The organism is Streptomyces sp. NBC_00557, from assembly GCF_036345995.1.
Taxonomy (GTDB): domain Bacteria; phylum Actinomycetota; class Actinomycetes; order Streptomycetales; family Streptomycetaceae; genus Streptomyces.
Genome location: NZ_CP107796.1, coordinates 7,773,034 through 7,786,276, shown reverse-complemented (window position 1 = coordinate 7,786,276; position 13,243 = coordinate 7,773,034). Strand labels below are relative to the sequence as shown.

Genomic DNA, 13,243 nt, shown 5'->3' with positions numbered 1-13,243 from the left:
GGCTCAGCCGGCCTGTTTCTGGGCGTCGCGGTGCCGGTAGTAGGCGACCTTGGACGGGGGCAGCGGCTCGTTGCCCAGGATGAGGTCGGCGGCCTTCTCGGCGATCATCATCACCGGTGCGTAGATGTTGCCGTTGGTGACGTACGGCATCACTGACGCGTCCACCACGCGCAGGCCGTCCAGTCCGTGCACCCGCATGGTCAGCGGGTCGACGACGGACATCTCGTCGGTGCCCATCTTGCAGGTGCACGAGGGGTGCAGGGCGGTCTCTCCCTCCTTGGCGACCCAGGCGAGGATCTCCTCGTCGGTCTCGACGGAGGGCCCGGGCGAGATCTCGCCGCCGTTGTAGGGGGCGAGGGCGGGCTGGTTGAGGATCTTGCGCGCCACCCGGATCGCCTCCACCCACTCCCGGCGGTCCTGCTCGGTGGACAAGTAGTTGAAGCGCAGGGCGGGCTTCACCCGCGGGTCCCGGCTCTTGATCTTCACCGATCCGACGGCGTCCGAGTACATGGGCCCGACGTGCACCTGATAGCCGTGGCCGCCGGCCGGCGAGGAGCCGTCGTAGCGGACGGCGACCGGCAGGAAGTGGAACATCAGGTTGGGATACTCCACGTCCTCGTTGCTGCGGGCGAAGCCGCCGGCCTCGAAGTGGTTGGTGGCCGCGGGGCCCTTGCGGAACAGCCACTGCAGCCCGATCAGCGGGGCGCGCCACTTCGCCATGTACGGCTGCATGGAGACGGGCTGCGTGCAGGCGTACTGGACGTACACCTCCAGGTGGTCCTGCATGTTCTCGCCGACGCCCGGCAGGTCGTGCACGGTGTCGATGCCGAGGGCGGACAGCTCGGCGGCGTTGCCGACGCCGGAGAGCTGCAGCAGCTGCGGGGAGTTGATGGCGCCGCCGCACAGGATCACCTCGCCGGCGCGGACCTGCTGGACGGCGCCCCTGCCGCGCCGGTACTCGACGCCGACGGCCCGCTTGCCCTCGAAGAGCACCCGGGTGACCAGGGTGCGCGTCTTCACGGTGAGGTTCGGCCGCTTCATCGCGGGGCGCAGGTACGCCTTGGAGGCGGACAGCCGGCGCCCGCGGTGGACGTTGCGGTCGAACTTGGCGAACCCTTCCTGCCGGTAGCCGTTGACGTCGTCGGTCGGCGCGTAGCCCGCCTCCTGGGTGGCCTTGAGGAAGGCGGTGAACAGCGGGTTGGTGGCCGGGCCGCGCTCCAGGACGAGGGGGCCGTCGTGGCCGCGGAACTCGTCGTCGGGGTCGGCGGCCAGGCAGTTCTCCATGCGGCGGAAGTACGGCAGGCAGTGGGCGTAGTCCCAGGTCTCCATGCCGGGCCCGGACGCCCAGCGCTCGTAGTCCATGGGGTTGCCGCGCTGGAAGATCATGCCGTTGATGCTGCTGGAGCCGCCGAGCACCTTGCCGCGGGCGTGGTAGATGCGCCGGCCGCCCATGTGGGGCTCGGGCTCGGACTCGTACTTCCAGTCATAGAAGCGGCTGCCTATGGGGTAGGTCAGCGCGGCGGGCATGTGGATGAAGACGTCCCAGGGATAGTCGGAGCGGCCCGCCTCCAGGACCAGCACCCGGTTGGCGGGATCGGCCGAGAGCCGGTTGGCCAGTGCACTGCCGGCCGATCCACCGCCGACGATGACGAAGTCGTACTGCAAGTCAGCCATGGTGCCTCGTCTCGCTCGCGCCTTGTGATGTGCGGGGCATGCTAGTACGGGTGCCGCTATACGCACCAGGTTGCGAACAACGCAACTTGTAAGATCTTTGTGCACGCCGCGTTACTTGCAGAGTTGTTGTTTACTCCGCGTATAGTTCCGCTATGAGCAACTACAGTCCGGATACGGAAACGCAGGGTTCACCGCCCGGCGGAGTGCAGTCCGTCGACCGGGCCATCAGCGTGCTGGAGATCCTGGCCCAGCGCGGCGAGGCCGGTGTCAGCGAGGTGGCTGCCGAGATCGATGTGCACAAGTCCACCGCGTTCCGCCTGCTCGGCGCCCTGGAGGCGCGCGGCCTGGTGGAGCAGTCGGGCGAGCGGGGGAAGTACTCGCTCGGCTTCGGCATCGTACGCCTGGCGGGCGCCGTCACGGGACGCATCGACATCACCCAGCAGGGCCGCGCGGTGTGCGAGCGGCTGGCGGAGGAGATCGGCGAGACGGTCAACATCGCCGTGATGCAGGAGCACTATGCGATCAACCTCTACCAGGTGCGCGGCCAGTCCGCCATCACCGCGCACAACTGGGTCGGCCAGCTGACCCCGCTGCACGCCACCTCCAGCGGCAAGATCATGCTGGCCCACCTGCCGGCCAGGGAACGCGCCGCGCTGCTCGCGGAGGCGGGCCTGAAGAAGCTGACTCCGCACACGATCACCGCGAAGACGAAGCTGGAGAAGAACCTCTCCGAGGCCCGGGAGCGCGGCTACGCCTGGACGCTGGAGGAGCTGGAGATCGGCCTGCACGCCATGGCCGCCCCGATCCGGGACCGGGAGGGCCGGGTCATCGCGTCGATCAGCGCCTCCGGGCCCGCGTACCGGTTCACCGAGGAGCGCATGCACGAGCTGGCTCCGCTGCTGGTCAAGGGCGCGGAGGAGATCAGCCACCGGATGGGATACCTCGGCTGACCGCCCCGTCCGCGACCGCCGCACGACCGTCGCACGGCCCGCGTACGCCCCCCGCGCGGGCCACGGCCGCCCCTCCCCGCCGTCGCGTCACCGGGGCCGCGGCGTGCCGAGACGCTCGTTCACCCAGTCGTGGAAGGCGCCGATGTGGTGCTCACTGGGCACGAGCACGCCGCCCTTGGCGTACATCCGCGAGCTCATCCCGGGCTGGGTGCGTTCGCAGGCGTCGAAGTCCTGGCGGTTGACCCGGTCGAACAGCTCCACCGAGCGGCTGACGTCCTTGCCGCTCTCCACGACGTGCGGCAGGTAGAGCCAGTCGCACTCGACGACCGTGCGGTCGACGGCCACCGGGTACATCCGGTGGAAGATCACATGGTCGGGCACCAGGTTGATGAACACCTGCGGCTTGACCGTGATGGCGTAGTAGCGGCGGTCCTGTTCCGCGGAGACCCCGGGGATGCGGTCGAGGCCCTCGGAGCCGTCCACGGTGAAGCCCTGGATCTCCTCACCGAACTCCGCGCCGTGGCCGACGTAGTACTGGGCCGCGTAGCCGTCGGCGAACTCCGGGAGCACCTCGGTGAGTTCGGGGTGGATCGTGGCGCAGTGGTAGCACTCCATGAAGTTCTCGATGATCAGCTTCCAGTTCGCCTTCACGTCGTAGACGATCCGCCTGCCCACCGACAGGTTCGCGATGTCGTAGCGCTCGATCGACTCGGTGTCGCCCAGCCGCTCCACCACCGCCCCGATCACGTCCTCCTCGAAGGAGGGCGGGTTCTCCGCCAGGCACACCCAGACATAGCCGAGCCATTCGCGGACGGTCACGCCCACCAGGCCGTACTCCGTGCGGCCCACGTCGGGCATCTTGGTGAGGTTGGGGGCCGCGACGAGCTTGCCGTTCAGGTCGTAGGTCCAGGCGTGGTAAGGGCACTGGAAGGCCCGCTTCACCTCGCCCGTCTCCTCGGTGCACAGCTTGGCGCCGCGGTGCCGGCAGACGTTGAAGTAGGCGCGGATGGAATGGTCCCGGGCCCGGGTGACGAGGATGCTCTCGCGGCCCACGTCCACGGTGCGGAAGGCGCCGGGCCTGGCCAGCTCGGAGGCGCGTGCGACGCAGAACCACATGGTCTCGAAGACGCGTTCCTGTTCCTGGGCGAAGACGGCGGGGTCCGTGTAGGCGGAGCCGGGGAGGGTGGCGATCAGGCTGTCCGGCAGGCTGGTCGAGGTCACGGTGCACTCCTCGGGGGAACGTCGTGGATCGGTAGGTCACGCGCCGGGAAGAGCGACTCCGGTCAGCGTTGTGTATGAAGCAACACTGCGTTTGATGTGCAACGCAGCATGAGGTGGCGCCGGGGTGGTGTCAAGACGCGGCGGCGGCGAACTGCCTGCGCCGGCGGGTGAACAGCCGAGGCTGGTTCATGCCGAGCACGGCGACTTCCCGGCCGTCCTTGCGGTAGACGGCCAGAAAGCTGCGGTCGTCGACCGAGCCCTCCTCGACCGTCACGCTGTCGGCGCCGGCGGCGTGCCCGACGAACTGGATCTTCACGCCGTACTGGTCGGACCAGAAGTACGGCGGCCGGGGCGCGGCCGGTTCGATCGCGCCGTGCGCGAGCAGCGCGGCGACGGCGGCGTCCGGACGCTCCCGTGCGCCGGTCCAGTGCTCGACCCTGCGGTGGAGCCCGGTGTGCGGGTCGTACCAGTTGGCGCAGTCGCCCACGGCGACCACCCCGGCCACGCTGGTCCGGCCGTCGGCGCCGCACTTCACGCCGTTGTCGAGGGCGACGCCGGATCCCGCCAGCCACTCGACGCAGGGGCGTGCGCCGACGCCGACGACGACGGTGTCCGCGGGGACGGTGCGGCCGTCCTCCAGCAGCACGGCCTCGACCCGGCGCTCTCCGCTCAGCCCCTTGACCCCGACGCCGCACAGCAGGCGCACACCGTGGTCCGCGTGGAGGGCGGAGACGACCCCGCCCATGGTCTCGCCGAGCGGTCCGGCCAGCGGCGTGCGGGCCGCCTCGACCACGGTCACGTCCCGTCCGAGGGCGTACGCCGTGGAGGCGACCTCGGCGCCGACGAACCCGCCGCCGATCACCACCACCCGTCCGCCGCGGGCGAGGTCGTCCCTGAGGGCGCGGGCGTCGTCGAGGGTGCGCAGCACGTGGACGCCGGCCAGACCGTCGGTGCCGGGCAGGGTGCGGGCGGCCGCGCCGGTCGCGATGACCACGCCGTCGGCGCGTATCGCACGGCCGTCGGCGAGCCGGACGGTCCGTTCGGCGCGGTCCAGCCCGGTGGCGCGGGCGCCGAGCAGCCACTCCGCGCGCAGCTCGTCGTCGTCCGTCTCCAGCGCCAGATCCGCTTCGCCGATGGCGCCGGCCAGGAACTCCTTGGACAGCGGCGGCCTGTCGTAGGGGCGGTGGGGCTCGTCGCCGACGATCACCAGCCGGCCGTCGTACCCCCGTTTCCGCAGCGAGCGCGCGGCCGACAGACCGGCCAGCGAGGCGCCCACCACGGCGACGGTCCTCACGCGGGGCCTCCGGCCAGGCGGGCGGCGACGCACGGCGGCAGGTTGGGCGCCTCGGTGGAGAGCCGCACGTAGATCATGCCGTCCTCGACGACGACCTCGTGGGTGCGGACGGGAAGCTTGGCCGGCGGTGCGTCCACGGCTCCGGTCCTCAGGTCGAACTTCGAGGCGTGCAGGGGGCATTCGACCTCGCAGCCCTCAAGCCAGCCGTCGGCGAGCGACGCGTCCTGGTGGGTGCAGGTGTCGTCGATGGCGAAGAGTTCGCCGTCGTCGGTGTGGAACACCGAGACCGGCGGGTCGATGTCGAGCCGGTGGGCCTCACCTCGCGGCAGATCCGCGAGACGGCACGCGGGAATCATCATGACACCTCGGTGCGTATAGCGAAACGGATTGCATTAAGCGCAACGTCAGTCTGGGGCCGCCCTGAAGGGATGTCAAGGCGTGCGCGAGGCGGTTCGCACGGCGTTTCACGCGCGTCGTCAGGGCAGCCGGAAGCGCTCTCGAAACCGCAGGTCAGCGTGCGGATCGGCAAGCTTCGCGGAGGACGGCGACGGCCCTGCCCCGGTGCCGTGACGCTCGGGTCCGTCACCGGGGCAGGGCCGTCGGCCGCCGGGCGGTCAGTGACCGCGTTCGATCCACTCCTTCAGGTGCGGCGCCTCGGCGCCGATGGTGGTGGTGTCGCCGTGACCGGTGTGCACGACGGTGTCCTGGGGCAGGGTGAGCAGCCGCTGGCTGATCGACCGGATGATGGTCGGGAAGTCGCTGTACGACCGTCCCGTCGCCCCCGGCCCGCCGGAGAACAGGGTGTCGCCGCTGAAGAGCGCGGAGAGCCGCGGGGCGTGCAGGCAGACGGCGCCCGGGGCGTGTCCCGGGGTGTGCAGCACGGTCAGCTCCACGCCGGCGACGGACAGGCGCTGCCCGTCGGCCAGCTCGCCGTCGGGCGCCCGGTCGGGATGGGTCTGTTTCCACAGCGGCAGGTCGTCGGGGTGCAGCAGGACCGGGGCGCCGGTGCGGGCCGAGAGTTCGGGTGCGGCGTCGATGTGGTCGTTGTGCGCATGGGTGCTCACGATCGCCCGCAGCGCGCGTCCGCCGACCGCCCGGGCGATGGCCTCGGCGTCGTGGGCGGCGTCGATGACGATCACCTCCCGTTCGTCGCCGACGATCCACACGTTGTTCTCGACGTCCCAGGTGCCGCCGTCGAGGGTGAACTGCCCGCTGGTGACGAGGCGTTCGATGCGTACGGTCATCAGAACACCACCACCGAGCGCAGCACGTCACCGCCGTGCATCCGCTCGAAGGCCTTCTCCACCTCGTCCAGCTGGATCGTCTCGGTGACGAAGGCGTCCAGGTCGAGCCGGCCCTGCAGATACAGGTCGATCAGCATGGGGAAGTCGCGGGAGGGCAGGCAGTCGCCGTACCAGGAGGACTTCAGGGCGCCGCCGCGGCCGAAGACGTCCAGCAGGGGCAGTTCGAGCTGCATCTCGGGTGTGGGGACGCCGACCAGGACCACGGTGCCTGCGAGGTCGCGGGCGTAGAAGGCCTGCCGGTACGTCTCGGGGCGGCCGACGGCCTCGATGACGACATCGGCGCCGAAGCCGCCGGTCAGCTCGCGGATCGCCTGCACCGCCTCGGTGTTCCTGGAGTTGACGGTGTGGGTGGCGCCCAGCTTCCTCGCGGTCTCCAGCTTGCGGTCGTCGATGTCCACCGCGATGACCTTGGCCGCGCCGGCCAGGCTCGAGCCGACGACCGCGGCGGCTCCGACGCCGCCGCAGCCGATCACGGCCACGGTGTCCCCGCGCCCGACGTTCCCGGTGTTGATGGCGGCGCCGATGCCGGCCATCACCCCGCAGCCCAGCAGCCCGGCGGCGGCCGGCGAGGCGGCCCGGTCGACCTTGGTGCACTGGCCCGCCGCCACGAGGGTCTTCTCGGCGAAGGCGCCGATGCCCAGCGCGGGCGACAGCTCGGTGCCGTCGGCCAGGGTCATCCTCTGCTGCGCGTTGTGCGTGTTGAAGCAGTACCAGGGCCGGCCGCGCAGACAGGCCCGGCAGTTCCCGCACACCGCACGCCAGTTGAGGATCACGAAGTCACCGGGCGCCACGTCGGTGACCCCCTCGCCGACCGCCTCGACGACACCGGCGGCCTCGTGCCCCAGCAGGAACGGGAAGTCGTCGCTGATGCCGCCCTCGCGGTAGTGCAGATCGGTGTGGCAGACACCGCAGGCCTCGATCTTGACCACTGCCTCGCCCGGACCCGGGTCGGGCACGATGATCGTCTCCAGACTGACGGGGGCGCCCTTGCTCCGCGCGACGACACCGCGGACCTGCTGAGTCATGGCCACTCCTCGGCTCACAGAGGGGCGAGATGTTGCCTATTACGGCACACCTCTCACGTTTCGCAACACAGCATCGCGGAGGCCGAAGCAGCGGTCAAGGATCCGGCACGAGGGAACAGGCAGCGGGTATGGGTGGGGTGTGCGGCAGACAAATGCGGTCCCGGCACGGTTGCACCGGCGGGCCGCTCGGCACACGCGCAAAGGCAGGGGTTACCGGCCGGGTATCGGCGGACACGCGAAAGCGACGGCGCCCGGGGCCGGACGCGATGGCATCCGGCCCCGGGCGCCGTCCCTGCGCCGCGATCAGGCGTAGACGTGCTGCACGAACTCGGCCAGCTGGCCTCGGTCGAGGTGCCGGGCGATGTCGGTCTCGCTGATCATGCCGATCATGCGCTTGTTCTCGACCACCGGGAGCCGCTTGATCTGGTGGCCCTCCATCTCGCGCAGCGCCTCCGAGATGTCGGCGTCCGCATCGATCCAGCGCGGCGTCCCCTCGCACAGGTCGGCACAGGTCATCCGCGCCGGGTCGTGGCCCGAGGCGACGCACTTCACCACGATGTCGCGGTCGGTGATGATGCCGACCATCCGGTCGCCGTTGTCGGGGTCGCTGACCGGAAGCGCGCCCACCTCGTGGTCCCGCATCATCTGTGCGGCGCGGTCCAGCGTCTCGTACCGGGGGATCCACTGGGCCCCCGGGTGCATGATGTCCTTGGCAGTCGTCATCGCTCGTCCTTCCACATGTTGCAGCGCGCGGAGCGGCAGGGCGCGAGGTCCGGACGCCGTCAACGCGTCACGGGCGTACGCCGGTTCCGCTCGCGCAGATAGGTGACCAGATCGGTGCGCAGGTATCGACGGGCGGCGTCGGCCGCCTCGCGCGGGGTACGCTCGCCCATCAGCACACACAGCGTGTAACCGCAGTCCTCGAAGGCCGCGCGGGTGGCGAGGTCGGCGGGCGCCGCGACCGCGGCCCGCTCGCACACCAGGTAGCGACGCAGCTGACGGAACACTTCGGATCTGGACGGTAGGAGCATGATCCAGGTCACCGCCCCAGGGACTCGGCGGACTCTCCGACAGTGGTGACGCCGCTGCCACGGCGCAACGGCGTGCGTCCTTCACCCCGAACAAGGCCTTCAGCCATCGTGCACCAGCTGTACGGCGATGTCTTGTTGGGCTTTCAATCGGTGGCCCGGCGAGCACCGGGGAGGAGGGGCGTCCCGGGGACGCCGCTGCGCCCGGTCATGGCCCTCCGGCGTCCAGGTCCTCGCCCGGGATCATGCGGGCCCGAGCGTGGTCGTGTCCCCCGTCCCGCGCCGCCAGGGAGTGCGAGGGCGGCGGTGACGGCGGCGGTGGCCGGCGCTCGCCGACATCATGGCCAGCCCCAGACAGAAGATCAGCGCCAGCGCGAGGCCCGAGCTGAACAGCGCGAGCCCGTTCATGCTGGCGATGTCGTGCCCGAGGACGGAAACGGTGTACTGGGGCCCGCCCGACAGGTTGTCGAGGATCGCCAGGGCCGTGAAGGCGCCGGCACCCGCGAGCAGGAGCAGTCCGAGGAACAGCATGCGAGTCATCTCCTCAGGAAACGTCTGCCGACGCGTCGGGTACCCGCCACACTGAGCCCGTACCGCCGCGGCACAGCGCGCCGTCCGGGGCGGCAGGGGCCCGTGCGAGACGCGGCCCGGGGCACTACGCCGGCCCGCCCGTGCTCCCCGTCTCGAGGACGAGCGTGCCGTCGGCCGTGACGCCGATGTGGAGGCCGTGGCTGACGCGGTCGAGGGTCGAGCGCAGCCAGGCCCGGTCCTGCTCGCCGGCGGGCTCCAGCCGCATCCGCCGCGCCCTGAGGGGGAACATCCGCAGCCCGGCCAGGGCGCCCGTGTCCGCCTCCGCCGAGACCAGGTAGCCGAGCCGGAGGTCGTCGCGGTACTCCTCGTAGCCGGTGATGCCCTCGTAGTCGTCGATGAAGTCGCCGCAGCCGTAGAGGATCAGCCGGTCCCGGTACACCTCGGCGGGGCGGGGGTGGTGCGAGGAGTGCCCGTGGACGATGTCGACGCCGCCGTCCACCAGGGTGCGCGCGAAGCGGATCTGCTCGCGGGGGACGCCGTAGCCCCAGTTGGATCCCCAGTGCACGGACACCACCGCGATGTCCCCCGGCCGCCTCGCCCGCCGTACCCGCCGGACGCAGCCCTCGGCCGCCGCGGCGGACAGCTCTCGGACGAAGGCGACGCCCGGCCGGTCCGCGGTGGCGGCCCAGTCGGGCGGTATGCCGCTGGACGGGGCGCCGAGGGCGAAGACCAGGACGCGGCGGCCGGGGCCGGCGGGGACCGCAGCGGGCGCGAAGGCCTCGTCGGCGTCGCGTCCCGCGCCCACGGTCCGCAGGCCCGCGCCGGCGAGCGAGTCCAGCGTCTCCTCCAGGCCCGGCCGGCCGAAGTCCAGCACGTGGTTGTTGGCCAGCACGCACACATCGGGCCGGGCCACCGTCAGGGCGGACAGGTTGGCGGGGTGCATCCGGTAGTGCACGGCCTTGCCCGGGGCGAACGCGTCACTGCGGGTGACAGCCGTCTCCAGGTTCACGATCCGGGCGTCCGGGGCGGCCTCGTCCAGCAGCCGCAGCGCCTCGCCCCACGGCCAGCCGGGCGCGACCGGTGCGGGGACCGGGCCGCTGACCGCTTCGGCCAGCTCCACGTAGGAGCGGGCGTCCGTCACGTAGCCCTCGCGCAGCACCGGATCTCCCGGGTGCGGAAGGATCTGGTCGACGCCGCGCCCCAGCATCACGTCACCGCAGAGAAACAGCGTCACCACGCCGCCCATGCCCTCCACCCTAGGCGGCTCGGCCCGGAGTGGGGACGGTGCGCACAGGCCTGCGGGCAGCACAGCGCGACCGGTGGCGGCTCTCCGTGTCCGCCCGCACGCAGCATCATCGCCGAGCGCGGAGGCCTGGCCCGGAAGCCGTGGCCGCGAGCGTGCCGGTGAACGACGAGGACCCCGGCGGGCGGGTGGCCTGCCTGGGGTCCTCGGCGCATCAGGGTGCGTCAGCCGTCGGACTCCGACGACGGGATGTAGGCACCCGGCACGTCGTTCGGTGCGTAGATCTTCTTCTCACCGGGGTACGGCGTCTGCCAGTTGTGCGTCATGTACCAGGTGTAGTGGTTCATCTGGGCGGGGTTGGCGAAGTCGGGGACGGCGTGGGAGCCGGTGAGGTGCTGCTTCGACTTCCAGCCGTCCCACTCGGCGGCGAGCTGCTTCATGCCGGCCGGGACCTTCGTCGCCGGGACGGCCGCCGCCTTCGGGTCCTGCGCCGCCGGGGTGTCCGTACCGCAGGAGGGCGGGGTCTTCAGGCCGTCGGTCAGCGAGGTCCGGTTGGGCAGCGCCGTGAACGGCGTGTAGTCCGGGCGCCGGGTGAAGGCCCCGCGCATCGGAGTGGCCGCGCTGTCCTTCTGGTTCATCGGGTGGATCCCGAGGATCTGCTCGATGGTGCGGATCATCGTGATCTGCGAGTAGTAGTGGCTGTCGACGGCGCCGTGCTGGGCCCAGGGGCTGATGACCTGGATCGGGGCACGGTGGCCGTCGACGTGGTCGAGACCGGCCTGGGAGTCGTCCTCGACGACGAAGATCGCCGAGTCCTTCCAGTACTTGCTGTGCGAGATGGTGTCGACCATCCTGCCGACCGCGAGGTCGTTGTCCGCGACCTGGGCCGCCGGGCTCGCCGGACCGCCGGTGTGGTCGTTGGAGAGCCAGAACATGTTCAGGTTCGCCGGACCGTTCTTCTCGAAGTCCTGCTTCCAGATCTCGTACTTGTAGACGTCCGGGACGTCCAGGTCGAACATCGGGAAGCCGGGCGCGGACACGGAGTTGAGCGACGGTATCGCCGAACCCGTCTGGATGGGGTAGGCGGTGGGCTGACCCGTGGCGTCCATGTTCTTGGCGTCGCAGTACAGGTTCTGCCAGGTCGCACCGGCCGGCTTGCTCTCGACCGACTGGAACTCGCCGAAGTCCCGCACCGTCTTGCCGGCGGCTTGCGCACCGGACCACAGGAAGCCGGACTTCTGGTGGCCGAGGGCGTCGTTCTCGGTGTCGTAGCTGCGCTGGTACTCGCCCGCCGAGGACTCGGTGTACTCCGGGTCGTCGGCCTGCATCAGCCAGTTGTGGCCCTCGGCGGAGTTGGTGCCGATGTCGTAGGTGTTGTCGTACAGGCCGAACTGCTTGGCCAGCGCGTGCTGGTTCGGCGTCACGTTCTCGCCGAACTGCGTCACCGACGGGTCGCCGTTGCCCTGCGGCATGTCGCCGAAGACCTGGTCGTAGGTCCGGTTCTCCTTGACGATCAGGAAGACGTGCTTGATCGTCGACGGGTCGCCGAGCCGCTGCGGCACCGCCACCGGCTGCGCCGTGCCGCGGCCCTTGGCCACGGAGACCGAGCCGGGCGTCCAGCCGTTCTGCTGGAAGACCTTGGCGGTCTCGGACCTGATGACGCTGTCGTCCGGCAGGGTGAACCGCGTCAGGCTCGAGGTCGTGTCGTGGGTGCCGTGCCCGGCGGGGTTGTTCGGGCGGCGGGCGTCGATACCACGCGTGTTGGACACCAGCACCTGGTCGCCGACGGTCGTGATCTCCGCGGGGAAGTAGTCCGTCGGGAGCAGGCCGACGTAACTCACCGGCTCCAGCGGGCTCTTGTACCGGTAGACGGCGACCGCGTTGGCGCGGCCGAGGGTCACCAGCAGGCGGCCGTCGTCGGTGAGGGTCACCGCGTTGGGCTCGTAGCCGACCTTCGCCTCCGGCCACGGCTGGGTGTCGATGGTCTGGACGACCTTGTTCTTCTGGGTGTCGATGACCGACACGCTGTTGTCGGCGGTGTTGGTGACGAACAGCGCCCTGCCCTTGGCGTACAGCGCGGTCGGGTGCAGACCGACGTCGATGCTGGCGGGGGCGGCCTGCGGGTTCGCCAGGTCGATGACGCTGACCGTACCGGTGGTGGTGGCACCGGTCTTCGGGTCGGCCGGCACCTGGGTGCCGTACGAGTTCATGGTGGTGTCGCCGGCCTTGGCCGGGCGGCCGCCCTCGTTGCTGACGTAGAGCTTGTCGCCGACCTGGACCAGGTCGCGCGGGGCGTTGCCCACGCTCCAGCTCTGCTTGACGGCGCCGGTCGCCGTGTCGATGGCGACCACCCGGTTCTGGCCGTTGACCGCCGAGTACACGGTGGAGCCGTCGGCGGAGAACACCGCCGCGCCGACCAGGGCGCGCTGGGAGCCGTCCGCCGGGATCCTGACGGCCACCGGATTGGCGACCGTGCCGTCCGGGTTGACCGTGAACTTGGTGTAGCCGTCGGTCTGGCCCAGCCACAGCTGCTTGCCGTCGGGCGAGTACGTGGGGCCTTCCTGGCCCACGGAGTTGCTGCTCAGGCGCGGGCTCGAGGTGGCCGCGGTGCCGACGACCTGCTGCACCTTCCAGTTCTTGACGTCGACGATGGCCAGCGCCGCACCGCCGTCGGCGACCGAGGCCGCGACGTGGGTGCCGTCCGGGCTGGGCGAGGACGACATGATCTTGCCGTTGTTGATGACGAGGCGGTCGCCGTAGGGGGCGATGTACTGGTCGCTGGAGATCACCTGGCCGCGGTCGGTCGTCTGACCGACCTGGTCGGTGCCGAACTGGTGGGTCTGGGCGTAACCGACGCCGGCGGTGACGGCGAGGACCACGGCCGTGGCGCCCACCGTGAGGGCGCTGCGGCGCCCCCCTCGTCTGGCACGGAACTCCGTCTGCTCGGATCGGCGGTTGCGGGTTACCTGCATG

General features: G+C 70.8%; 12 protein-coding genes. 1 reads left to right on the top strand and 11 read right to left on the bottom strand.

Annotation, left to right across the window (positions count from 1 at the left end; genetic code table 11):
• Positions 1-3: 3 nt before the first annotated feature.
• Entirely contained in the window at positions 4-1,674 is a 1,671-nt protein-coding gene (betA, locus tag OG956_RS34615; RefSeq protein ID WP_330341968.1) for a choline dehydrogenase, read from the bottom strand.
• A 152-nt stretch (positions 1,675-1,826) separates the two neighbouring features.
• Between betA and OG956_RS34610 the strand changes: the two genes are divergently transcribed.
• Positions 1,827-2,624, top strand: a complete 798-nt coding sequence (locus OG956_RS34610) for an IclR family transcriptional regulator (protein ID WP_330341967.1) — start codon at positions 1,827-1,829, stop codon at positions 2,622-2,624.
• An 87-nt stretch (positions 2,625-2,711) separates the two neighbouring features.
• Here OG956_RS34610 and OG956_RS34605 read toward each other — a convergent pair whose 3' ends face one another.
• From OG956_RS34605 to OG956_RS34560, 10 genes are all read right to left on the bottom strand, one after another.
• The gene (locus tag OG956_RS34605; protein WP_330341966.1) at positions 2,712-3,845 is read right to left on the bottom strand and encodes an aromatic ring-hydroxylating oxygenase subunit alpha; all 1,134 of its coding nucleotides are present in this window, start codon (positions 3,843-3,845) and stop codon (positions 2,712-2,714) included.
• Between the two features lie 130 nt (positions 3,846-3,975).
• Entirely contained in the window at positions 3,976-5,139 is a 1,164-nt protein-coding gene (locus tag OG956_RS34600; RefSeq protein ID WP_330341965.1) for an NAD(P)/FAD-dependent oxidoreductase, read from the bottom strand.
• Positions 5,136-5,498, bottom strand: coding sequence for a bifunctional 3-phenylpropionate/cinnamic acid dioxygenase ferredoxin subunit (locus OG956_RS34595; protein ID WP_330341964.1), 363 nt, complete (start codon positions 5,496-5,498; stop codon positions 5,136-5,138). The genes OG956_RS34600 and OG956_RS34595 overlap by 4 nt, the downstream gene beginning before the upstream one ends.
• A gap of 255 nt (positions 5,499-5,753) precedes the next feature.
• Positions 5,754-6,383, bottom strand: a complete 630-nt coding sequence (locus OG956_RS34590) for an MBL fold metallo-hydrolase (protein WP_330341963.1) — start codon at positions 6,381-6,383, stop codon at positions 5,754-5,756.
• On the bottom strand, positions 6,383-7,468 hold the full coding sequence (locus OG956_RS34585; protein WP_330341962.1) for an S-(hydroxymethyl)mycothiol dehydrogenase: 1,086 nt from the start codon (positions 7,466-7,468) through the stop codon (positions 6,383-6,385). Before OG956_RS34585 ends, OG956_RS34590 begins: the two co-directional genes overlap by 1 nt.
• Before the next feature lie 303 nt (positions 7,469-7,771).
• Positions 7,772-8,191, bottom strand: coding sequence for a CBS domain-containing protein (locus OG956_RS34580; protein WP_330341961.1), 420 nt, complete (start codon positions 8,189-8,191; stop codon positions 7,772-7,774).
• A 59-nt stretch (positions 8,192-8,250) separates the two neighbouring features.
• Complete coding sequence (locus OG956_RS34575) at positions 8,251-8,499, bottom strand: DUF5133 domain-containing protein (RefSeq protein ID WP_330341960.1); 249 nt, start codon at positions 8,497-8,499, stop codon at positions 8,251-8,253.
• 240 nt (positions 8,500-8,739) lie between these two features.
• Positions 8,740-9,027, bottom strand: coding sequence for a hypothetical protein (locus tag OG956_RS34570; protein ID WP_330341959.1), 288 nt, complete (start codon positions 9,025-9,027; stop codon positions 8,740-8,742).
• A 124-nt stretch (positions 9,028-9,151) separates the two neighbouring features.
• A complete protein-coding gene (locus OG956_RS34565; protein WP_330341958.1) occupies positions 9,152-10,273 on the bottom strand; it encodes a CapA family protein in 1,122 nt (373 codons plus the stop codon).
• A 221-nt stretch (positions 10,274-10,494) separates the two neighbouring features.
• Complete coding sequence (locus OG956_RS34560) at positions 10,495-13,242, bottom strand: bifunctional YncE family protein/alkaline phosphatase family protein (RefSeq protein WP_330341957.1); 2,748 nt, start codon at positions 13,240-13,242, stop codon at positions 10,495-10,497.
• Position 13,243 lies beyond the last annotated feature (1 nt).